Annotated in this window: 22 protein-coding genes; 14 read left to right on the plus strand and 8 right to left on the minus strand. The window is 61.6% G+C overall.

Features of this window, described 5'->3' with window-relative positions; translation table 11 throughout:
- Positions 1 to 487: 487 nt before the first annotated feature.
- Complete coding sequence (dapB, locus tag ACW5XD_RS15340; protein WP_456495590.1) at positions 488 to 1,300, minus strand: 4-hydroxy-tetrahydrodipicolinate reductase; 813 nt, start codon at positions 1,298 to 1,300, stop codon at positions 488 to 490.
- 311 nt (positions 1,301 to 1,611) lie between these two features.
- Here dapB and ACW5XD_RS15345 point away from each other — a divergent pair, with 311 nt between their 5' ends.
- From ACW5XD_RS15345 to serA, 4 genes are all read left to right on the plus strand, one after another.
- Positions 1,612 to 2,946: a Na+/H+ antiporter NhaC family protein gene (locus ACW5XD_RS15345; protein ID WP_456495591.1), complete on the plus strand. Its 1,335-nt coding sequence runs from the start codon at positions 1,612 to 1,614 to the stop codon at positions 2,944 to 2,946.
- A gap of 156 nt (positions 2,947 to 3,102) precedes the next feature.
- Positions 3,103 to 3,702, plus strand: a complete 600-nt coding sequence (locus tag ACW5XD_RS15350) for a 5-formyltetrahydrofolate cyclo-ligase (RefSeq protein WP_456495592.1) — start codon at positions 3,103 to 3,105, stop codon at positions 3,700 to 3,702.
- Between the two features lie 240 nt (positions 3,703 to 3,942).
- On the plus strand, positions 3,943 to 4,596 hold the full coding sequence (gene rpiA / locus ACW5XD_RS15355; RefSeq protein ID WP_456495593.1) for a ribose-5-phosphate isomerase RpiA: 654 nt from the start codon (positions 3,943 to 3,945) through the stop codon (positions 4,594 to 4,596).
- Between the two features lie 266 nt (positions 4,597 to 4,862).
- The gene (serA, locus tag ACW5XD_RS15360; RefSeq protein WP_456495594.1) at positions 4,863 to 6,095 is read left to right on the plus strand and encodes a phosphoglycerate dehydrogenase; all 1,233 of its coding nucleotides are present in this window, start codon (positions 4,863 to 4,865) and stop codon (positions 6,093 to 6,095) included.
- 185 nt (positions 6,096 to 6,280) lie between these two features.
- Here the strand turns inward: serA and ACW5XD_RS15365 are convergent, their stop codons facing one another.
- Positions 6,281 to 6,661, minus strand: coding sequence for a diacylglycerol kinase (locus ACW5XD_RS15365; RefSeq protein WP_456495595.1), 381 nt, complete (start codon positions 6,659 to 6,661; stop codon positions 6,281 to 6,283).
- A gap of 153 nt (positions 6,662 to 6,814) precedes the next feature.
- On the opposite strand from ACW5XD_RS15365, the gene ACW5XD_RS15370 reads away from it, so the two are divergent.
- Entirely contained in the window at positions 6,815 to 7,882 is a 1,068-nt protein-coding gene (locus ACW5XD_RS15370) for a 3-deoxy-7-phosphoheptulonate synthase (RefSeq protein WP_456495596.1), read from the plus strand.
- A gap of 127 nt (positions 7,883 to 8,009) precedes the next feature.
- Here ACW5XD_RS15370 and ACW5XD_RS15375 read toward each other — a convergent pair whose 3' ends face one another.
- The 3 genes from ACW5XD_RS15375 to ACW5XD_RS15385 all read right to left on the minus strand — a co-directional run bounded on the left by ACW5XD_RS15375 (position 8,010) and on the right by ACW5XD_RS15385 (position 10,714).
- Entirely contained in the window at positions 8,010 to 8,798 is a 789-nt protein-coding gene (locus ACW5XD_RS15375; RefSeq protein WP_456495597.1) for an ATP-binding cassette domain-containing protein, read from the minus strand.
- A 77-nt stretch (positions 8,799 to 8,875) separates the two neighbouring features.
- Complete coding sequence (btuC, locus tag ACW5XD_RS15380) at positions 8,876 to 9,883, minus strand: vitamin B12 ABC transporter permease BtuC (RefSeq protein WP_456495598.1); 1,008 nt, start codon at positions 9,881 to 9,883, stop codon at positions 8,876 to 8,878.
- Between the two features lie 99 nt (positions 9,884 to 9,982).
- On the minus strand, positions 9,983 to 10,714 hold the full coding sequence (locus ACW5XD_RS15385; protein ID WP_456495599.1) for a substrate-binding periplasmic protein: 732 nt from the start codon (positions 10,712 to 10,714) through the stop codon (positions 9,983 to 9,985).
- 114 nt (positions 10,715 to 10,828) lie between these two features.
- On the opposite strand from ACW5XD_RS15385, the gene ACW5XD_RS15390 reads away from it, so the two are divergent.
- The 4 genes from ACW5XD_RS15390 to ACW5XD_RS15405 all read left to right on the plus strand — a co-directional run bounded on the left by ACW5XD_RS15390 (position 10,829) and on the right by ACW5XD_RS15405 (position 14,550).
- Positions 10,829 to 11,185 (plus strand): DMT family protein, encoded by a 357-nt coding sequence (locus tag ACW5XD_RS15390; protein ID WP_042866201.1) that lies wholly within the window; start codon positions 10,829 to 10,831, stop codon positions 11,183 to 11,185.
- 59 nt (positions 11,186 to 11,244) lie between these two features.
- Positions 11,245 to 12,384 (plus strand): type IVa pilus ATPase TapW, encoded by a 1,140-nt coding sequence (gene tapW, locus ACW5XD_RS15395; RefSeq protein WP_456495600.1) that lies wholly within the window; start codon positions 11,245 to 11,247, stop codon positions 12,382 to 12,384.
- Between the two features lie 275 nt (positions 12,385 to 12,659).
- A complete protein-coding gene (glgC, locus tag ACW5XD_RS15400; protein WP_456495601.1) occupies positions 12,660 to 13,931 on the plus strand; it encodes a glucose-1-phosphate adenylyltransferase in 1,272 nt (423 codons plus the stop codon).
- Between the two features lie 139 nt (positions 13,932 to 14,070).
- Positions 14,071 to 14,550, plus strand: a complete 480-nt coding sequence (locus ACW5XD_RS15405; RefSeq protein WP_456495602.1) for a WbuC family cupin fold metalloprotein — start codon at positions 14,071 to 14,073, stop codon at positions 14,548 to 14,550.
- Positions 14,551 to 14,651: 101 nt separating this feature from the next.
- Here ACW5XD_RS15405 and ACW5XD_RS15410 read toward each other — a convergent pair whose 3' ends face one another.
- The 3 genes from ACW5XD_RS15410 to ACW5XD_RS15420 are packed head-to-tail and all read right to left on the minus strand — an operon-like array spanning position 14,652 to position 17,385.
- A complete protein-coding gene (locus tag ACW5XD_RS15410; protein WP_065401178.1) occupies positions 14,652 to 14,894 on the minus strand; it encodes a FeoC-like transcriptional regulator in 243 nt (80 codons plus the stop codon).
- Positions 14,891 to 17,161: a Fe(2+) transporter permease subunit FeoB gene (gene feoB, locus ACW5XD_RS15415; protein ID WP_456495603.1), complete on the minus strand. Its 2,271-nt coding sequence runs from the start codon at positions 17,159 to 17,161 to the stop codon at positions 14,891 to 14,893. The genes ACW5XD_RS15410 and feoB overlap by 4 nt, the downstream gene beginning before the upstream one ends.
- Complete coding sequence (locus tag ACW5XD_RS15420; protein ID WP_043140907.1) at positions 17,158 to 17,385, minus strand: FeoA family protein; 228 nt, start codon at positions 17,383 to 17,385, stop codon at positions 17,158 to 17,160. The genes feoB and ACW5XD_RS15420 overlap by 4 nt, the downstream gene beginning before the upstream one ends.
- Positions 17,386 to 17,504: 119 nt before the next feature.
- Between ACW5XD_RS15420 and ACW5XD_RS15425 the strand changes: the two genes are divergently transcribed.
- The 5 genes from ACW5XD_RS15425 to ACW5XD_RS15445 all read left to right on the plus strand — a co-directional run bounded on the left by ACW5XD_RS15425 (position 17,505) and on the right by ACW5XD_RS15445 (position 21,362).
- A complete protein-coding gene (locus ACW5XD_RS15425; RefSeq protein ID WP_456495604.1) occupies positions 17,505 to 17,834 on the plus strand; it encodes a stress response translation initiation inhibitor YciH in 330 nt (109 codons plus the stop codon).
- A gap of 244 nt (positions 17,835 to 18,078) precedes the next feature.
- Positions 18,079 to 18,636 (plus strand): TMEM165/GDT1 family protein, encoded by a 558-nt coding sequence (locus tag ACW5XD_RS15430; protein WP_065401176.1) that lies wholly within the window; start codon positions 18,079 to 18,081, stop codon positions 18,634 to 18,636.
- A gap of 231 nt (positions 18,637 to 18,867) precedes the next feature.
- Positions 18,868 to 19,806, plus strand: a complete 939-nt coding sequence (locus ACW5XD_RS15435; protein WP_456495605.1) for a DUF2157 domain-containing protein — start codon at positions 18,868 to 18,870, stop codon at positions 19,804 to 19,806.
- A 36-nt stretch (positions 19,807 to 19,842) separates the two neighbouring features.
- Positions 19,843 to 20,862, plus strand: coding sequence for a DUF4401 domain-containing protein (locus tag ACW5XD_RS15440; RefSeq protein ID WP_456495606.1), 1,020 nt, complete (start codon positions 19,843 to 19,845; stop codon positions 20,860 to 20,862).
- Positions 20,859 to 21,362, plus strand: coding sequence for a GDYXXLXY domain-containing protein (locus ACW5XD_RS15445; protein ID WP_456495607.1), 504 nt, complete (start codon positions 20,859 to 20,861; stop codon positions 21,360 to 21,362). The genes ACW5XD_RS15440 and ACW5XD_RS15445 overlap by 4 nt, the downstream gene beginning before the upstream one ends.
- Positions 21,363 to 21,386: the final 24 nt, after the last annotated feature.

Raw genomic sequence — 21,386 nt, forward strand, 5'->3', positions numbered from 1 at the left:
AAACAAGCAACATTACCCATTATCTATGCACTTGATCGCTTTGCAACCCCCGCTATCAAAAGAAAAGCCAAAACCCGATGCAAAAGGAAGCTAACATGCCATTCAACGCACAAAAATCAATTTTTAATTCTTAAAAAACAATACATTAAAAACCATTAAAAAAACTCACCAAGGCTTAAACAAGCATTTAATTGGCAGATGAGTGCCAAACAAAAATAGAAAACGTTTTTCTTGTTTTGAATTTTTAGTCTTTTTCATGTCATGTAAAAAAATGCAGGTGCAGGGGGCATTGAGGCTCAATCCCGTTACCCTTTGATGACATTTGAGCCATGGGCGGATGGGGTGAATTGCACAAAGAAGAGGTTTAGGCCATTTCACATAAAAAACAGGGTGTAATCGCCATTTATACAAAAACATATGAAAAACCCCGGCGAACCGGGGTTTGGCAACACTGTCAGGAGTGGGTCCATTGCGGCCCGCCTGCCGCTCACTTGAGGTCGAGCACATCCTGCATGTCGTAGAGACCGGCACTCTGGTGGGCAAGCCACTTGCCCGCCCGCACGGCGCCATTGGCGAAGGTGAGGCGGCTGGAGGCCTTGTGGCTGATCTCCACCCGCTCGCCGATGTCGGCAAACATGACGGTGTGCTCCCCCACCAGATCGCCGGCGCGAATGGTGGCAAAGCCGATGGTGTTGCGATCCCGCTCGCCGGTGATCCCTTCGCGGCCGTAGACGGCGCACTCTTTCAAGTCACGTCCGAGCGTCTTGGCCACCACTTCCCCCATGGAGAGCGCAGTGCCGGACGGCGCATCCACCTTGTGCCTGTGGTGCCCTTCGATGATCTCGATGTCGGTGTAATCCCCCATCACCTTGGCGGCCTGCTCCAGCAGCTTGAACACCAGATTGACACCGACCGAGTAGTTGGAGGCGAAGACGATACCGATCTGCTTGCCTGCCTCTTTCAGGGCGGCCTTGCCTGCATCGTCAAAACCTGTGGTGCCGATCACCATCTGCTTCTGATGAGCCAGTGCAAACGCCAGGTTGGCCAGGGTCACCTCGGGACGGGTGAAATCGATGATGAGATCAAACTCGTCCCGTACCTTGTCTAGGCTGTCGCTGATGCTCACCCCAAGCTTGCCCAGTCCGTTAAGCTCACCGGCATCCAGACCGATCACGGCAGAGCCGGGCCGCTCCAGCGCCGCCCCGACCACCACGCCCTCGGCGTTGGTGATGGCTTCCAGCAGCACCTTGCCCATACGACCATTACAGCCCATCACGGCCACACGGATCGGATTGTCCATCTCCACCCTCTCATCTGTTTATTATGGAAAGAGACCGTTTTACCAGCCCGCGCCCCCTTTGAAAAGCCCGGCGTGGCCGCCCGCCGCCACCCGACAAATCAACGACATATTAATTAAAATCCGAATATTTGACGGATTTAATAAAATGAACGAAATCATCAAACAAAAACACCTATCCATCTGGACGTCTATCTTGACCGAATGGCCCCGACTCACTACTGTAGGCGCCCCATAGCGGCAGGATGCCCGCCAGGTTCACCCCATAAGGGCTGGCTGCGACAGGGAGGTCATGTTCAACCACAGAGGAACACATGATCCAGATCCAACCCAGTGCCAGAGCCCTGCTGCCTCTTCTGGTCTTTCTCGCTCTCTTTATCGGTACCGGCACCTGGCTCACCCTGCAGGGGGTCGAGTTTGCCTTCTACCAGCTGCCCGCCCCCGTCGCCGCCCTGCCCGCCGTCATGCTGGCGCTGATGCTGGGGAAAGAGGGGTTCAACAAGAACCTGGAGACCTTCTTCAAGGGGGTCGGTGACAGCAACATCATGGCCATGTGCCTCATCTATCTGCTGGCGGGTGCCTTTGCCACTGTGGCCAAGGCCACCGGCGGGGTGGATGCTACGGTCGCTCTGGGCCTGTCGCTGATCCCGGGCTGGTTTCTGCTGCCGGGGCTGTTCCTCATCTCTGCCTTTATTGCCACCGCCATGGGCACCTCCATGGGCACAATCGGTGCCGTGGCCCCCGTGGCACTTGGCGTGGCCCAGGCCGCCGGTATCGATCCGGTACTGATGGCCGGCACCATTCTCTCCGGCGCCATGTTCGGCGATAACCTCTCCATCATCTCCGACACCACCATAGCCGCGACCCGCAGCCAGGGCTGCGAGATGAAGGACAAGTTTCGCGAGAACTTCAAGATTGCCGCCCCCGCCGCCATCGCAGTGATCCTGCTCTATCTGACCCTGGGATCCGTGGGAGAAGCCCCTGCCACGACAGCCCATGCGGATCTGTTCAAGGTGATGCCCTACCTGCTGATCCTGGTGCTGGCCCTGTCCGGCATGAACGTCTTCATGGTACTGGGCATTGGCATACTGGCCGCCGGCGCCGTGGGCATGGTCAGCGGGTATCCGCTGGGCCAGTTCAGCAAGGACATCTATCAGGGCTTCACCGGCATGCAGGAGATCTTCCTGCTCTCCATGCTGATCGGTGGCCTCGGCGCCCTGATGGAGCGTCAGGGCGGGCTGGCCTGGATCAGCGAGCGGATCAGTGCCCTGATCGCCCGTTTCACCCGCCAGCACGATGGCGAACAGAACGAGAAGGCGGCCGAGCTCGGCATCGCCGGCGTGGTGGGGCTGACCAATCTCTGTACCGCCAACAACACGGTGGCCATTATCGTCGCCAGCAAAGTGGCACGGGAGCTGGCAGAACATCACGGCGTCACGCCGCGCCGCGCCGCCTCCATGCTGGATATCTTCTCCTGCGTGGTACAGGGCTTGATCCCCTGGGGCGCCCAGGCGCTGCTGCTGGGCTCCATCTTCGCCCTCTCCCCACTGGCGGTGGTGAGCATGAGTTTCTATCCCATGGCTCTGGCGCTGGCGGCCCTGGTGGCCGTGTTCGTCAAGCATCAGATGGGCAAGAGCGCTGACAAGTAACCCAATCCGCTGCCGGACGGGGCATTGAATCCTGCCCGGCAGGCCCATTCAAGCCGGGCTGGTCGCGCTGTTCATCCCCCGCCAGCCTTGTTAAGGTAACCCAGCCCGTTGCGGCAACCCATCTGCACCACACGGGTGCACACCAGAGGAGCCCCCATGCCGGATGATACCCAGCCTGAAAGACAATCCCTGCGCCAGCTTATCCGCCAGCGCAGAAAGAGCCTGAGCCAGGCCGAGCAGCAGGAAGCCGCCCAGCAGCTGGTTGCCCAGTTCAAACAACATCCGGAGATCCTGGCAGCCAGACGCATCGCCCTCTATCTGGCCAACGACGGCGAACTCAATCCCCTGCCCGCCATCCACTGGCTCTGGGCCCAGCAAAAGGAGGTCTACCTGCCGGTGCTGCACCCCTTCACCCCGGGTCACCTGCTCTTCTTGCGCTATACCGCCACCAGCCCCATGACCCGCAATCGCTACGGCATCGCCGAGCCTGAGCTGGACATGTCCCAGGTAGTGCCTCACAGCACGCTCGATCTCATCTGTACCCCGCTGGTGGCGTTCGATGCGGCGGGCAACCGGCTCGGCATGGGCGGCGGCTATTACGATCGCACCCTCGCCTGCTGGCATGAACACAGACTGGGTCCCAAGCCGCTGGGGCTCGCCCACGACTGCCAGCAGGTGGAAGCGGTGCCGCAGGAAGAGTGGGACGTGCCGCTGCCGCAGATCATCACCCCCAGCCGCTGCTGGCAATTTCCATGACCATCGGGCAGTCGGCCCGCACTGACTGCCTGCCCCTTTCTGTCTTGGCTTTGGCCTGCTCCGTTTTGTGCCCGATACCGCCACGTTCGCACATAGCGCAGCCCCGTCCCGCTGACAGGGCTCAATAAACAGGCAAACGATTTACATCTTGGGGATTTTTGGGCCGGAACGTGAGCGCTGTGGTCGCTCTGAGGGGGATGCTTGGATATAATGCGCCCGCTTTTTCCCAAAGGATCCATCATGACTCAAGATGAAATGAAGAAGGCGGCCGGTTGGGCTGCGCTCAAGTACGTGGTTCCCGGCACCATAGTCGGGGTAGGCACAGGCTCTACCGTCAACCACTTCATCGACGCACTGGCGACCATGAAGGACGAGATCAAGGGGGCCGTATCCAGCTCCGTGGCCTCCACCGAGCGCCTCAAGGGCTTTGGCATTCAGGTGTTTGACCTCAACGACATCGATGCCCTCTCCGTCTATGTGGATGGTGCCGACGAGATCAACGCCAGCCGCGACATGATCAAGGGCGGTGGCGCGGCCCTGACCCGCGAGAAGATCGTTGCCGCCGTGGCCGACAAGTTCATCTGCATCATAGACAACACCAAAACCGTGGACGTGCTGGGTCAGTTCCCGCTGCCGGTGGAAGTGATCCCCATGGCCCGTGAATACGTGGCCCGCGAGATCCGCAAGCTGGGTGGCAATCCGGTGTGGCGTGAAGGTGTGGTGACCGACAACGGCAACATCATACTGGACGTCAAGGGCATGGCCATCAAGGACGCCAAAGGGCTGGAAATGCAGCTCAACGCCATCGTAGGCGTGGTCACCAACGGCTTGTTCGCCCACCGCGGTGCTGACGTTGTGCTGATCGGCACGCCGGACGGGGTGGTTACCCAGTAACATCGATGGATGGGAGCAACTCAGTTCGGCATGCCACCGCAGGCTGATACTCCAAGATTGCCCCCTGAATGAAAGACGGCGCCTGATGGCGCCGTTTTCATTTATCCCTCAATGAGTTGCAAACTGTGGTTTACAACTATCGTTGAAAACTTCAAAGAATTTGACTTTCGTCACAAATATTCCCTCTCCCAACCGTTTTTGTTACTTTACGGTTTTCTTCACACACCATATCTGCACTCATTCTTTGCATACATAGAGGGATCGTCATGACTGCCAAGTTTTCGCTGGACAAGGATAAGATCAAGGTGCTGCTGCTGGAGGGAGTCCATCCCAACACGGTGGAAACCTTTCGTGCCGCCGGTTACACCAGCGTGGAGTACCTCAAGACCTCCCTGTCGGAAGAGGATCTGATCGAACGCATTCGTGACGTGCATTTTGTGGGCCTGCGCTCCCGTACCCAGCTCACCGAGAAGGTGCTGGATGCCGCCGGCAAGCTGGTCGCCATCGGCTGTTTTTGCATCGGCACCAACCAGGTCGACCTCGATGCCGCCCACCTGCGTGGCATCCCGGTGTTCAACGCTCCCTTCTCCAACACACGCTCGGTGGCCGAACTGGTACTGGGGGAGATACTGCTGCTGCTGCGCGGCATCCCGGAGAAGAATGCTAAGTGCCATCGCGGCGCGTGGGAAAAACTGGCCAACCGCTCGGTGGAAGCCCGTGGCAAGAAGCTGGGCATCATAGGCTACGGCCACATCGGCACCCAGCTCGGCATCATAGCCGAGAGCATAGGCCTGAAGGTCTACTACTACGACATCGAGAACAAGCTCTCCCTCGGCAACGCCATCCAGGTGCCGAGCATGGTCGAGTTGCTCAACATGTCTGACATCATCAGCCTGCACGTCCCCGAAACCGCCTCCACCAAGGATCTGATCGGTGCCGAGCAGCTGCGCATGATGAAGCCGGGCGCCATCTTCATCAACGCCTCCCGCGGCACAGTGGTAGACATCAATGCGCTGGCCGACGTCATCAAGAGCGGTCACCTCTCGGGTGCCGCCATCGACGTCTTCCCGAGCGAGCCCAAGTCCAACGACGAGGAGTTCCTGACCCCGCTGCGCGGCCTGGACAACGTGATCCTGACCCCGCACATAGGTGGCTCCACCCAGGAAGCCCAGGAGAACATAGGGCTGGAGGTGGCCAACAAGCTGGTCAAGTATTCCGACAACGGCTCCACCCTCTCCGCCGTCAACTTCCCGGAAGTCTCACTGCCGGGTCACAAAGGTTCCAGCCGCCTGCTGCACATTCACCGCAACCAGCCGGGCGTCATGAACCAGATCAACCAGATCTTCGCCGAAGAGGGGATCAACATCGCCGGTCAATACCTGCAGACCAGCAGCCATATCGGTTACGTGGTGATCGATGTGGAGACCGAGCACAGCGAGAAGGCCCTCGCCAAGCTCAAGGAGATCAACGGCACCATACGTGCCCGGATCCTGCACTGATGCCCTGATCCCCAACGCTCGGCCAACAAAAAGCCCGTCTCGATGACGGGCTTTTTTATACCGCAGATCCTGAACTGTGTCAGTGCCCTTGCCCCCTTCCCCCCTTGCGGGAGAAGAGCTGAGGATGAGGGGCGATGCAGATACCTCCCTCACCCCGCCCTCTCGCAAAGCAACAGGCTACTGACTTACCACCAGCCCAGCAGGTTGCGTCCCACCAGGGCGCCCCACACCAGGGCGTTGAGGGCCAGGGCGATGAAGACGGCGGCGGAGCCGAGATCCTTGGCGCGGCCCGACAGCTCGTGATGCTCCGAGCCCACCCTGTCTACCACGGCTTCGATGGCGGAGTTGAGCACCTCGACGATCACCACCAGCCAGCTGATGACGATGAGCAGCAGGATCTGATTGAGAGAATCCCCGAGCCAGAAGGCCAGCGGCATCAGCAGCAGGATCAGGATCAGCTCCTGCCGGAAGGCCGCCTCGTTGATCCAGGCTGACTTGAGCCCCTTCATGCTGTAACCGGTTGCATTGATGATACGGGTGACCCCGGTTGCCCCTGGCTTTGCCACGCTATCTACCTCATTTGGAATCGTTTTGGGGTTCACATCCTATCAGAGCCCCTCAAGGTTTCAATCAGGGGGTTTTTGCTTTATTTTATCTCTTTGCATTTTCGGCACGCCGTCGAGCAACAGCCCACGCCACCCACTCGAGAATTGAGTCGTATGTCCATTCACACCGATGAATTGCGCACCCGTCGCCTGGAGTCTCTGATCACTCCGAGCGAGCTCGCGCACGCCTTCCCGTTAAGCGACACCATTGCCCAGAATCTGCTGGATGCCCGCCGTGAAGTGGAAGCCATTCTGGCCGGTGAGGATCAGCGCCTGCTGGTCATCGTCGGCCCCTGCTCCATCCATGATCCGGCCGCCGCTCACGAGTACGCCCGCCGCCTCAACGCCCTGCGCGAAGAGTATAAAACCAGCCTCTGCATCGTGATGCGCACCTACTTCGAGAAGCCGCGCACCATAGTCGGCTGGAAGGGGCTGATCAATGATCCGCGCCTCGATGGCAGCTTCGACGTCAACGAAGGGCTGAAACTGGCCCGCAAGCTGCTGGTCGACATCAACGAGATTGGCATGCCCACCGCCACCGAGTTTCTCGATATGGTGACCGGCCAGTACATCAGCGATCTCATCACCTGGGGCGCCATCGGGGCGCGCACCACCGAATCCCAGGTGCACCGCGAGATGGCCTCCGCCCTCTCCTGCCCGGTCGGCTTCAAGAACGGCACCGACGGCAATACCCGCATCGCCATCGATGCGGTGCGTGCCGCCCGTCACAGCCACATCTTCTACTCCCCGGACAAGGACGGCAAGATGACCATCTACCGCACCGCCGGCAACCCCTTTGGCCACGTGATCCTGCGTGGCGGCCACAGGCCCAACTACGACACCGCCAGCGTCGACGAGGCGTGCGAAGCCCTGGCTGACGTGGGTCTGCCCGAGCGCTTGGTGGTGGATTTCAGCCACGGCAACAGCATGAAGGATCATCGCCGTCAGCTGCTGGTGGCCCAGGACATCTGCGATCAGCTGCGCCGTGGCCGCACCGGCATAGCCGGCATCATGGCCGAGAGCTTCCTGGTGGAAGGACGTCAGGATGTGGAGAACGGCTGCGCCGCCACCTTTGGCCAGAGCATCACGGATGCCTGCCTGTCGTGGAGCGACACCGAGACCCTGCTGGCCATGCTGGCTGACGCCGCTCAGGTGCGATTGGATAAAACCAGGCAGAGTTAATAAGCTGCATCTTATCCAGATAGACAACGGATGCAGGGTGAGTTGACCGCGCAGCGGCGACCCACCCTGCATCCGTTTTGATTGGCACACATTGGGCTTCGCTCAGCCCCCCATGCCAAACAACCGCTCACAAGCTGGGCATAAACCAGACCCGGCCAGCCACCTCGACGCGGTCTGTCCTTATCTGGAACACCCGCTCCAGCAAGGCTTCGTCGATGACATCGACGCCCCCCTCGCTCACCACCCGCCCCTGTTGCAGACAGAGGATCCGATCCGCCCAGTCGATGGCCAGGTTGATGTCGTGGATGGCGAGCACCACCAGCAGTCCCTGCTGGGCCAGCGTCTTCAGCAGCCGCAGCAGTGCCAGCTGATGGTGCAGATCCAGCCCCGCCAGCGGCTCGTCCAGCAGCAGTACCCGGCCTGCCGGATTGAGACTGGGCCACAGCTGCAGCAGGGTGCGGGCGATCAGCACCCGCTGCTGCTCCCCACCGGAGAGCCGGCTGAAATCCCGTGCCAGCAAGGCTTCCAGCTCCAGCGCCTGACACAGGGCTTGGATCGCCTCGTTCTGCCCACTCGCAGGCATCGTCTCATCGAACCCGATGGCCAGCACCTGAAACACCGGAATATGAAACAACTGGGGCTGGCGCTGGGGCAGCATGGCGCGCCGCCGGGCCAGCTCGGGCCAGCTCAGCTCGCTTACCCTATCCCCGCAGAGCCGCACCCTGCCCGTTGCGGGCAGGATGCCGGCCAGGGCGCCGAGCAGGGTGGATTTGCCGCTGCCGTTGGGACCGAGCAGGGCCACCAGCTGGCCGCCCTGCCAGCACAGATCGAGCGGGGCCAATCGCTCGGGAATGGCGAGGGCGCACGCCTCGATCAGGGGAGCCGGTTCAATCGAAGAGGGATCAGCAGGCGACATCGGCATCTTTCCTCAAGATCGGGGAAACAGGGCGGTTGTGTGTCCCGGCCGGTTCATGTCGGTACTCATGCCGAGATTCACGCGGTGGCATTGGCATCTTGCCTCAACAACAGATAGATGAAGAGCGGGGCGCCGACCGAGGCGGTGATGACGCCGATGGGCAGCTCGCCTGCGCTCAAGGCCGAGCGCGCCACCAGATCGGCCCCCAGCAACAGAGCCCCGCCTCCCAACGCCGAGGCGGGCAACAGGAAACGCTGGTCGCTGCCGCCACACAGGCGCAGCAGATGGGGCACCACCAGCCCGACGAAGCCGATGACACCACACAGGGATACCGCCAGGCCGGTGAGCAGACAGACCGCCAGCACCAGCCGCACCCGCATTCGGTCCACGTCCAGCCCCATCAGGCGGGCCTGGGTTTCCCCCAGCAGCAGTTGCTGCAACGCCTTGCCCTGCCAGCAGAGCCAGCCCAGGGTAAGCGGCAGCACCAGCCACCACCAGCCGAGCTGCTGGCTGCCATAGGTGAGGCTGCCCATCATCCAGAACATGTACTCGCGCAGGGAACCATCGTCGGCAAAGTACATCAGCCAGGTCATGGCCGCATTGGTGAGGATGCCGATGGCCACCCCGAACAACAGCAGGCGGGCATGGCCGAGCCGCGCCCGGCGCGCCAGCCGAATGAGCAGCATGGTCACCAGCAGGGCGCCACCGAAGGCTGCCAGCGACAGCCCCCAGCCCGGCAGATAGACGCCAAGGGATTTGGCCACCGCCATCGCCACCATGGCCGCCAATCCCGCCCCGCTCGACACGCCGAGCAGACCGGGTTCGGCCACCGGGTTGTGCAGCATCACCTGCAGCACGGCGCCGCCGCAGGCGAGCGCGGCGCCCGCCAGCAGGGCCAGCAGGGCGCGCGGCAGCCGCAGCTCCAGCAGGATGCGCTGTTCGAGATCACCCATGGGTTGCCAGGGCAGCAGCACGAACTCGCCCCAGGCGAGGGAAAAGAAAAACAGCGTGAGCGTCAGCAGCGCCAGGCCGAGCAACCAGCGCCGCTGCCAGCGCTGCTGGCGGGCGAGCAAAGAGAGATACACAGAGGCTCCCCGAAGGTGAGAAAGACTGGCGACTAGGCGGTTTCCACCGTCAGGCACAAGTGTGAAAAAGCTATGATAACAGCGTGTTACCACCCAAGGTCAAGGCTGGTAAAGCTTGGCAAGGGCCTGGATTTCGCCGCTGGCCACCAGCTCCTGCAACGCCAGCGCCAGCGGTTGCTGTAGCGCCTGATGGGGTGAGCGCTTGCTCATGCCCAGATAGAGCACCACGGGCTCGGGCGGCTGGTAAGCCGCCTTGAGCAACCCCGCCTCGTTGCCCCGACTCAGGGCGTAGTCCACCTGGCAGTCGGTGCCTATCATCAGCGGCAGATGTCCCCGCTGTACCATGCGCAGCAGTTGATCCTCGGTAGGCACGCCGTGCTTGTCGAGCCGGTTGTCCGTATCAAATGGTCCGAAATAGACAGAGTTGAGCACATAACCCACCTTCCGTCCCAACAGATCGGTGTAGGCATGCAGGGTCGATACCGCCGAAGCCTTGCCATAAAACGCAGGCCGGCACTGGTAATAGGCCGGTTGCAGATAATCGATGAATTGTGCCCGCTCCGGCGTCATGGCCAAGCCTATCATCAAGTCGACCTGACCGGTCTGCATCTGTTTGAGCGCTCGTCCCCAAGGCACACGTTTCACCTTGAACTGGATGCCGCTACGGCGCTGCAGCCGTTGCAGAATATCCATGTCCAGCCCGCTGAACTGACCATCCGGTTGTGTGATCCGAAAGGGTGGCCAGACATCGGTGGCCACCGTCAGGGTCGGCGCCCCGTGCGCCAGGCAGGCAAACAGCAGACCAAGCACACCCCAGCTTGTCTTGCCCATCCCGTTGAACCCTCGTGTTGCCCCATCCTTGATGGGTTAAAAATACCCTGCTGCCCCACTTATGGAAACCCGTGGTTCAGAGATAAAATGCGATTGATTTCAAAGGAGAACCTAATGAACCCTATCATTGCCAGTATCGGTCTGTTGGTGTGCAGCAACGTCTTCATGACCTTCGCCTGGTATGCCCATCTCAAGAGCATGAACCACAAACCCTGGATCATCGCCGCTCTGGTGAGCTGGGGAATCGCTCTGTTTGAATACCTGCTGCAGGTGCCCGCCAACCGCATCGGCCATACGGTACTGAGCGTAGGCCAGCTCAAGATATTGCAGGAGGTGATCACCCTCACCGTGTTTGTCCCCTTCTCCGTCTTCTATCTGAAAGAGGATCTGAAGTGGGATTATCTGTGGGCCGGCCTCTGCATCATGGGCGCGGTGTTTTTTGTGTTTCGCGAGAAACTTACCGGCGCCTGAGGCTGTACACTCAATGACATCCCCCATAACGGCATCTCCTTGATAGACGAGGCAAAACCATGGAATTGCGAGACATGCTACAGATCCTGGCCAAGCAGGACGGCTCCGACCTCTATCTGTCGACCGGCGCCCCTCCCTGCGCCAAGTTCAATGGCGGATTGCGTCCCCTGCTCGACACGCCGCTCGAGCCGGGCGAGGTGGCAAAGATTGCCGCCGACATCATGGACAGCGAGCAAAAACAACAGTTCGAGCGGGAGCTGGAGATGAACCTCGCCATCTCCTTGCCCCAGATAGGACGCTTTCGGATCAACATCTTCAAGCAGCGCAACGAAGTCTCTCTGGTGGCCCGCAACATCAAGACCGAGATCCCGCGCTTCGAAGACCTGAAACTCCCCCCCGTGCTGCTCGACACCATCATGGAGAAACGCGGCCTGGTGCTGTTTGTGGGCGGTACCGGCTCGGGCAAGTCCACCTCGCTCGCGGCCCTCATCGACCATCGCAACCGCAACAGCGGCGGCCACATCATCACCATCGAAGATCCGGTGGAGTTCGTTCACCGCCACCGCAAGAGCATCATCAATCAGCGGGAGGTGGGGGTGGATACCCGCAGCTTCCACGCCGCGCTCAAAAATACCCTGCGCCAGGCGCCGGACGTGATCCTCATCGGTGAAATTCGCGACCGTGAAACCATGGAGCATGCGCTGGCCTTCTCCGAAACCGGGCACCTCGCCATCTCCACCCTGCACGCCAACAACGCCAACCAGGCACTGGACCGCATCATCAACTTCTTCCCGGAGGAGCGCCGCCCGCAGCTGCTCAACGACCTTGGCAACAACCTCAAGGCGTTTGTCTCCCAGCGGCTGGTCAAAACCACGGATGGCGGACGCCGGGCGGCGGTGGAGATCATGCTGGGCACCCACACCATTCGCGACATGATCAAGCGCGGCGAATTTGGCGGTCTCAAGGAGGTGATGGAAAAATCCAGGGCCCTCGGCATGGTCACCTTCGACAGCGCCCTGTTCGATCTGGTGGTGGAAGGGGTGATAGAGGAGGAAGAGGCGGTGAAGAACGCCGACTCGGCCAACAACCTGCGCCTCAAGATCAAGCTGTGGAAGGAGAAGGGCCAGATCGCCAGCAGCAGCGATGCTACCGGCTGGAGCCTCGAACCCACCAAGGATGAGAAAGACGATCTCTTCTAGTCCAAGTCACCCCCCTCCCCCGTTAAACAGACACCCGCTTCGGCGGGTGTCTGTTTTTAAAAAATGCTGTTTATTCAAAATCATCCCCACCCTCTCAGCCCACTGACAACCTGACATCTGATGAACTATCACGCTGCCTGCGACAACTTTCGTCACCGCAAATGACAAAATCATCACTTTGTCGAAAAACCGTGTGAGAAGTGTGACTGAAAACACTTTCAAACTGGCTTCAAAGGAGGCACTATCGAAGAGATATATCAATAAAGGGGTATTCAATGTTGTTACAACCTGCCAATACAGCAAAATCCAGACAGTTGCTGAACGAGACCATGGCCTTGGTTCTCGCAGGAGGGCGGGGCAGTCGCCTCAAGCAGTTGACGGACAACAGGGCGAAACCGGCAGTGCATTTCGGCGGCAAGTTCCGCATCATCGACTTCGTACTCTCCAATTGCATCAACTCGGGGATCCGCCGGGTCGGCGTGGTCACCCAGTACAAGTCCCACAGCCTGCTGCGCCACCTGCAATCGGGCTGGTCATTCCTGCGTTACCAGATGAACGAGTTCATCGACTTGCTGCCCGCCCAGCAACGGGTGGACGAGGTCAACTGGTATCGCGGCACCGCCGATGCCGTCTATCAGAATCTGGATATCATTCGCGATCATGGCCCCAAATATGTGGTGGTGCTGGCAGGGGATCACATCTACAAGATGGATTACGCCGCCATGCTGCTCGACCACGTCAACATGGGCGCCAAAGTCACGGTGGCCTGCATCGAGGTACCGCGTACCGAGGCAAGCGCCTTTGGCGTGATGGCGGTGGATGAGGATCGCAAGATCAACGCCTTCGTCGAAAAACCGGCCAATCCGCCGGCCATGCCGGGCAAGGCCGATACGGCGCTGGCGTCCATGGGGGTCTACATCTTCGAGGCCGAGTATCTCTACCAGCTGCTGGAAGAGGATCTGGCCAATCAGGATTCCCACCACGATTTCGGCATGGACGTGATCCCGCGGGTGGTCAAGGAGGGCACCGCCTACGCCCACCCGTTCAGCATGTCCTGCGTTGGCTGCTGCCCGCAAAAACGCCCCTACTGGCGTGATGTAGGGACCGTAGACTCGTTTTGGGAAGCGAACATGGATCTCGCCTCCGTCACCCCCGAACTCGACATCTATGATCAGGAGTGGCCCATCTGGACCAGCCAGAACATGACGCCCCCCGCCAAGTTCGTGCAGGACAGAAACAGCCAGCACGGCATGACCATCAACTCCATGTTTTCCGGCGGCACCATCGTCAGCGGCTCCTTCATCGTGAGCTCTGTGCTGTTTACCAATGTGCGGGTCGACTCCTTCTGTACCCTGGATCAGGCGGTGATCTTCCCCGGGGTTGAGATAGGGGCCGGCTGCCGGTTGCGCCGGGTGGTGGTCGACAAGGGCTGCAAACTGCCGGAAGGGCTGGTGGTGGGGGAAAACGCCTGCGAAGACGCCCGCCGCTTCCACCGCTCCGAGCAGGGCATAGTGCTGGTCACCAAGGAGATGCTGGCCAAGCTGTGAGGGCCAGCCTCTGGTGCCGACAGGGAGCCCACGCGGCTCCCTTTTCACATTTGCTTACCGCTCGCCCCTTGCCTGGCAGGCACACGGGCATGCTACTCTGCCGATGTACCCCTGCCTTCGTCTCATCATGGAACTGCATATGAAAAAACTGGATGTTGCCCGCCTTGCCAGCCTCGCCGACGAGGCCGCCCGCTCCCCGCGCCAGCGCATGAACCACAATCTGCACGACGAGCTGTCCGACCCCATCCAGCGCCTCGCCATCGCTATGGAGCCAGATACCTATATACGCCCCCATCGTCACCTGCAGACCTGGGAGCTGCTCACCGCCCTGCGCGGGCGCTTCGTGGTGCTCAACTTCGACGATCAGGGCACCGTCATTGCCCGCGCCCTGCTGGGGGAAGAGACCTCGGTACTGGAGATCCCGGTCGCCACCTGGCATGCGGTGCTCTCCCTCGACCCCGGCGCCGTCATCTTCGAGGTGAAACACGGCCCCTACGCTCCCTTTCGGGAAGAGGACTTCGCCCCCTGGCCACCGGCCGTGGATGACATCGAGGGCCTGCAGGCCCTGATGGCCTGGTATCGCCACGCCGAGGTGGGTCAACGCTGGCCCGGCCGCTGAGCCCCTCCTCCACTTGGCAGCCCGGTCGCTGCCAGCCATAAAAAAGACCCGCCAGTGGCGGGTCTTTTTTATCGACGAATGAAGCGGACGAACGCGCGGGTTCAGCCTTTTTGCACCAGGCCTATCTGGCCCGGCTCGCACCACTCGAACATCACCTCCTGGCTCTTGCCGCAGCAGCTGCCGCCGCACACCTGGGTCTCCCGCTTGGCGACCCGGCCCTTGCGCATCCAGACGCCGAGCATGGCCTCCACCGCATCCTCCGAGGTATGGAAGTGGCGCGCCAGATCCCGCCGGCTCACCTTCTGTTGTGCGGCGAGATAGGCACCGAGCTCCCGCAGGATCACAGGGCCACCACCTTGCGGGCGACTATGTCACCGTGACGACGGCCCAGCCACCAGAGCAGCAGCAGGGAGAGGCCGTAGCTGCCGATCCAGAGCAGGCTCTGCTCGGGGTGGGCGGAAAAAGTGGCGGCCTGATAGAAGACGGTGGCGCACAGGAAGGCCGTGTAGTTGCACCAGGCGGCGGTCAGCAACGCCCACTGGCGCCCGGTTTCCCGCACCAGGGCACCCATGGCGGCGGCGCACGGCATGTAGAGCAGCACGAACAGCAGGTAGGCAAAGGCACCGGCAGCACCGTCGAAGTGGGTCTGCATGTTGCCGTAGGTGGAGACATCCACCTCCTGCGCCTCGGCGGCGGCCTGCTGGTCATCCAGATTGCCGACCTGGATCCCCATGGGATCGGACGGGTCTATGTCGGCCAGGTTGGTGGCAACGGCGGCAATGGCCTCGTTGAAGCTGGCAAGCAGGGAGAATTCCTTCTCCTCCTCATCCCCGTTGCTGCCGGCGTAGAGGCTGTTGAGGGTACCCACTACCGCCTCCTTGGCGAAGATGCCGGTGACGATACCGACCGTGGCCTGCCAGTTGTCATCGCGCACACCTATGGGGTGCAGCACAGGGGTCACGGCCTGGCTTATCTTGCTCAGCACAGAGCTTTCTTGGTCTTGGTGGCCGAAGCTGCCATCGGTGCCCAGCGAGTTGAGCACGCTCAGCACGGCGACCACCAGCACTATGGTTTTACCGGCGCCGAACACGAAGGATTTGAGCTTCTGCCAAGTCTTGATCCCCACGTTGATGGGACGCGGCCACTCGTAATCGGGCATCTCCATCAGCATGGAATCGCTCTTGCCCGGCAGCAGGGTGCTGCGCAGCAGCAGGCCGGTGAGCACGGCCACCAGAATGCCGATGAGGTAGAGCCCGAACACCAGGTTCTGACCCGACTCGGGGAAGAAGGCCACCGCAAACAGGGCGTAGACCGGCAGACGGGCGCCGCACGACATGAAGGGGGCCATGGCCGAGGTCATCAGCCGCTCCCGCTCGGAGTTGAGAGTGCGGGTCGCCATCACCGAGGGCACGGTGCAGCCAAAGCCCATCAGCATGGGCACGAATGCCTTGCCCGGCAGGCCGAGGCGACGCATCAGGGCATCCACCACGAAGGCGGCCCGCGCCAGGTAGCCTGAGCTCTCCAGCACAGCCAGGAACAGGTAGAGACAGCCGATCACCGGGATAAAGGTGGCCACCGTCTGCAAGCCGACCCCGAAGCCGTCCGCCAGTATGGCCCCCAGCCAGTCCGGGGCATGGATCAGCCCCAGCAGGTGGTGCACGCCATCCACGAACAGGGCGCCGCCCATGATGTCGAAGAAGTCGATGAAGGCGCTGCCTACCTTGATGGCGAACATGAACATCAGGTACATCACCAGCAGGAAGAAGGGGATGCCGACCCAGCGGTTGAGCAGCACCCGATCCAGCCATTCGCTCTGGGCGATGGTGAGCTTGCCTTTCTGCTGACACGCCTCACTGGCCCAGCGGTGAATGTGGCCATAGCGGATATCCGCCAGTTGCAGATCTATGTCCTGGGCATGATGGGCGCGGGCCACCACGTTGGCGGCGGCGGCCTGCTGGCCAGGCAGCAAGGTCTCCTGCATCACGGCATCCTCTTCCAGCAGGCGCAGGGCGCGGCCACGGGCGGTGAGGTGGTGCGGGGCGAGCAGGGTTTCCAGCTCCGCCAGATCTTTTTCAAGGTCACTGCCGTAATCGAGCAGCAGCGCGGGCTGGGGCTGGCCGATGAACTGCTGGATCTGGTTTTTGAAAGCGGCGACCTGCTGACGGTTGTGGGCCGACAGAGCCACCACCGGGCAGCCGAGCGCCTTGGCCAGCAAAGTCTCATCTATGACCAACCGCCGTTTTTGCAGTATGTCCATCTTGTTGAGCACCACCACCATGGGCAGCCCCAGCTCGCGCAGTTGCAGCGTGAGATAGAGGGAGCGTTCCAGGTTGGCGGCATCGATGACGTTGAGCAGCAGATCCGGCTGCTGCCCCTGGATGAAGCGGCTGGCGATCTGCTCGTCCAGGCTTCCTTCCTGATTGGCCAGGCTATAGATGCCGGGCAGGTCCATCAGCTTGTAGTCGTGCCCCTGGGCGGAAAACTCGCCCATCTTCTTGTCGACCGTGACGCCGCTCCAGTTGCCCACCTGCTGGCGGGCCCCGGTCAGGGCGTTGAACAGCGAGGTCTTGCCGCTATTGGGATTGCCGACGGTTACCAGGGAATAATTCATACCGGTTCAACCTCGATTTGCAGGGCAAGGCTTTTTTGCATGGAGAGACAGATCCCCTGACACTGGATCTGGAGCGGATCACCCAGCGGTGCCGCGCGCAAGTAGATGACTTCGGTCTGAGGCAGCAAGCCCATCACCATCAGCTTGCGCCGCAGGGGACGGGTCAGCTGATTCATGTTCTTGATGCGAGCACTCTGTCCCGGTGACAACTGCGCGAGTACCATGACTGACTCCTGAAGTTAAACAATAATAATTCGCTTTCACTCGGGGCATTATAATCCGTGTTTCCCACGCTAATTTGAGTAAAATCAAACTCCGCTTAGCTAACTCACAAATAACTGCCATGAGTCACGACAACAACAGCCGCCTGGTTTACAGCACGGATGGCGGCATCATCAAAGAACAGACCCAGTCCCCATCCGCCTCCCCCTTCCCGCAGGATGGCGTGGTGCGCATCCGGCGCGAGACCAAGGGGCGCAAGGGCGCCGGCGTCATCAGCATCCACGGCGTACCGGCCGAACAGCAGAAGGCCATCGCCACCTTGCTCAAGAAAAAGTGCGGCACCGGCGGCGGCCTGAAAGAGGGGATCATCGAGATCCAGGGGGATAAACGGGACCTGATCAAGGCCGAGCTGGAGAAGGCCGGTTTCAGCGTCAAGCTGGTGGGTGGCTGACCCACTTGTCTGGCGGATGATTTTTCCCTAGAATGCCCGCTCCCATCGAGGGGGAGTAGTCTCGCAGTCCGATCCCAAACCGGTTTGCGACCCTGATCAACATGCTTGGTGCCAACTCACCATGGTCAGGGTGATCCATCTAATCCGTGGATTTGACAAGACCTTTGACGGGCCAGTGCCAATACCGGGGACGGATGGCGCAGGCTTGTCTCAGGTATAACAATTCCGTCCCCCGGTCATTTTTATGGAAGCCTTGTTAACCTCAACCCTGAGCGTGGCTATCGCCGAGATCGGCGACAAGACCCAGCTGCTGGCGTTGCTGCTCATCTGTCGTTTTCGCAAACCCTGGCCCATCATTGCCGGCATGCTGGCGGCGACCCTGCTCAACCACGCCGGCGCCGCCTGGCTTGGCGAGTTCATCAGCCGCTGGCTGGATCCCAAGGTGATGACCTATCTGGTCGCCGGCTCCTTCATTGCCATGGCGGCCTGGATCCTGGTGCCGGACAAGATGGATGACGAGGAGAGCCCGCTCGACAAGTACGGCCCCTTCATGGCCACCTTCGTGCTCTTCTTCATCGCCGAGATAGGCGACAAGACCCAGATCGCCACCGTGCTGCTGGCGGCCAAATATGACTCGCTGGTGCAGGTCATCACAGGCACCACCCTCGGCATGATGCTGGCCAACGTGCCCGTGGTGCTGCTCGGCAAGCTGGGCGCCGACAAGCTGCCGCTCAAGGGGATCCGCATCGCCTGCGCCATCCTGTTTGTCGGCCTCGGGGTCAGCACCCTGCTCTTCGCCTGATACCGGCCGGCCAGAAGGCGGCGAGGCAAGCGTGAGCACTTGCCTACCCCGCCCAGTGCCGCGATTCGTGTCGTGTCATCCCAAGCCAGCCCCGCCTCCCGGCGGGGCTTTTTGTTGCCCGTCAGCCGCCGGTTCCTGCGTCTCCCTGCCGGCTGTCGCACGCCCGCACACGGGGAGTGTCCCACCGTGCCACGACAGTGGCATAATGCGGCAAACCTCATGGAGCATCCCATGCACTTCACCTCAAGACAGACGCTGCTCGACTGGGTCAGACGCGGACGCCTCGCCCAGACGCAACTGCCCGCCGCCCTCGCCCTGTGCGAGCTGCCACCCGGCCCTGCCCGCTGGCAATGGTTGTTCGATCGCCTGCTGCTCTGGCTCGGCAGCCTGTGCCTGGGCGCCGGTCTGGTGTTCTTCGTCGCCTTCAACTGGCAGGAGCTGGGCCGTCTCTCCCGTCTCGCCCTGCTGGAGCTGCCGCTGCTCGCCATGCTGGTGCTGCTGTGGCGCAAGCCCCTGGCCGACACGCCCCGCCAGGCGCTGCTGCTGGCCATCGCCCTCAATATCGGTGCTCTGCTGGCGCTGGTGGGGCAGACCTACCAGACCGGCGCCGACCCCTGGCAGCTGTTCGCCAGCTGGGCCCTGATGCTGCTGCCGCTGGCGGCGCTCGGCCAGAGCCCCTTGCTGTGGACATTGAGCTGGCTGCTCGGCCAGCTGGCGCTGGTGCTCTACTGGCGACTCGGGCTGTTCAACTTCTTCTTCGCCTTCGATGAAGAGGCGCTCGGCTGGAGCCTGACCCTGCTCAACGCCGCCCTCTGGGGCCTGCTGTTGCTGGCACCGGCCCGCTGGCGGCTGATGCCAAGCTGGCTGCCGGGTCTGGCCGCCGGCCTCGGCGTCACCCTGCTGGCGTTGCTGGCGCTGTTTGATGCCGCCTCCCCCTGGGTCTGGCCCGCCTGGCTCGGTTGGCTTGGCGCCGCCTATCTGCGCTGGCACCACAGATTTATCGCCGGGCTCGCCATGGGCTGCCTGAGCCTGATCGCCGTGATCCTGGCGGCCCTTGGCAAGTGGATGGAGCCCGACGTAGACGGCTTCCTGCTGCTGAGCCTGATTGCCATCGGCCTCTCGGTCGCGGCCAGCCGCTGGCTGCAACAACAACGGAGGTCCCATGCATAAGCAAGGCATCTGGCGAGCCCGCCAGGAGGAGGCAACATGGCTGATCTGACCCCTTGGCAACGGTTGCGACAGGCGGATCTGGTCGAAGGGGACGCCCCCAATGATAGCCAGCCCCACTGGTCGAGCCGCTTCCTGCTCGGCATGGTGGGCTGGATCGCCGCCCTCTTCCTGCTGTTCTTCCTGTTCATGTCGTTCTCGCAGCTCACCCGGGATGCCAACAGCGCCCTGGTGATGGGTAGCGTACTGATGGCGATCGCCTTTGGCCTCAACCGCTTCGCCCAACGCAGCGCCAAGTCCAGCGATCTGGGGGACCAGTTCGTGCTGGCGCTGGCGCTGGCCGCCGATGCCTGGCTGCTCTATGGCCTCATCGATCAGATTGACCCGCACTCGGCGCCGCTCTGGCTGGGGCTGGCCCTGCTCTCGCTCGCCATCGCCGCCCTGTTCGAGCACTGGCTGATCCGGCTGTTCCACAGCTTCGCCGCCGCCATACTGCTCGCCCTTGGGCTGGCTTGTCTCGGCCTGCAACTGCTGGCCCTGCCGCTGGTGATGACGGCGGTCACCCTCTGCTGGCTGCAGGCGGAGCGTCAACCCGTCCACCATCAGCTCTACGAGTCCCTCACACTGGGACTGGCGCTCTCCCTGCTGGTGCTGGGGCGCCTGCACCATCCGTTATGGGACGGGGGCGCCGCCATGCTCGATGAACTGGGCCAATCCAGCCTGCCGCTCTGGCTCAATCCCCTGCTCTGCGCAGCCCTGCTGCTCGGGGTCATGGTCCGGCTCAAGCTGCCGCTGCTATACGGGCTGCCGCTGGTGCTGATCAGCGCCCTCATCCCCGGCATGGGGGCTGGCGCCCTGGTGCTGGTGCTCGGCTTTTATGCCGGGAGCCTGGGACTGATGACGCTGGCGGGCCTGCTGCTGCTCGGCTTTGGTTCCCTCTATTACTACGATCTGGGGCTGACCCTGATAACCAAATCCTGGCTGCTGCTGGGCTCGGGCGCCCTGCTGCTCGGCACCCGCCAGCTACTGAAAACCCTCAATGGGAGGACGCCATCATGAGACGGCTTGGGCTCCTGCTGACCGGCCTCGCCATACTGGCGGCCATCAACTTCACCGTCTGGCGCTACGAACACGCCATGAGCAGCGGCGAAATAGTGCTGCTCAGGCTGGCACCGGTCGACCCCCGCTCGCTGATGCAGGGGGATTACATGCGGCTCAACTACGACATTGCCCGCCAGCTCGGCACCCGTCGTGACAGCGAGCGCGCCAATGGCAGCGATATCCTGGTGGTCCGCCTCGACGGGCAACAGGTGGCCAGCTGGGTGGCCAATGGCAAGCCCGCGCAACTGGCGCAGGATGAGCGGCTGTTGCAGGTGCGCCGCAGCGACAACCAGTGGCTGATCGGGCCAGATGCCTTCTTCTTCGAAGAGGGCACGGGGGAGCAGTATGACGCGGCGCGCTACGGCGAGTTTCGGCTGCAAGCGGATGGCAAGGCGCTGCTGGTCGGGCTGCGTGATGAAGGGTTCAAGGTGTTGGGAACCAGCAGGGGTCGTTGGTAAGTACTGGCAATCTCAGGCTTTTTT

This window comes from Aeromonas enterica, from assembly GCF_054052465.1.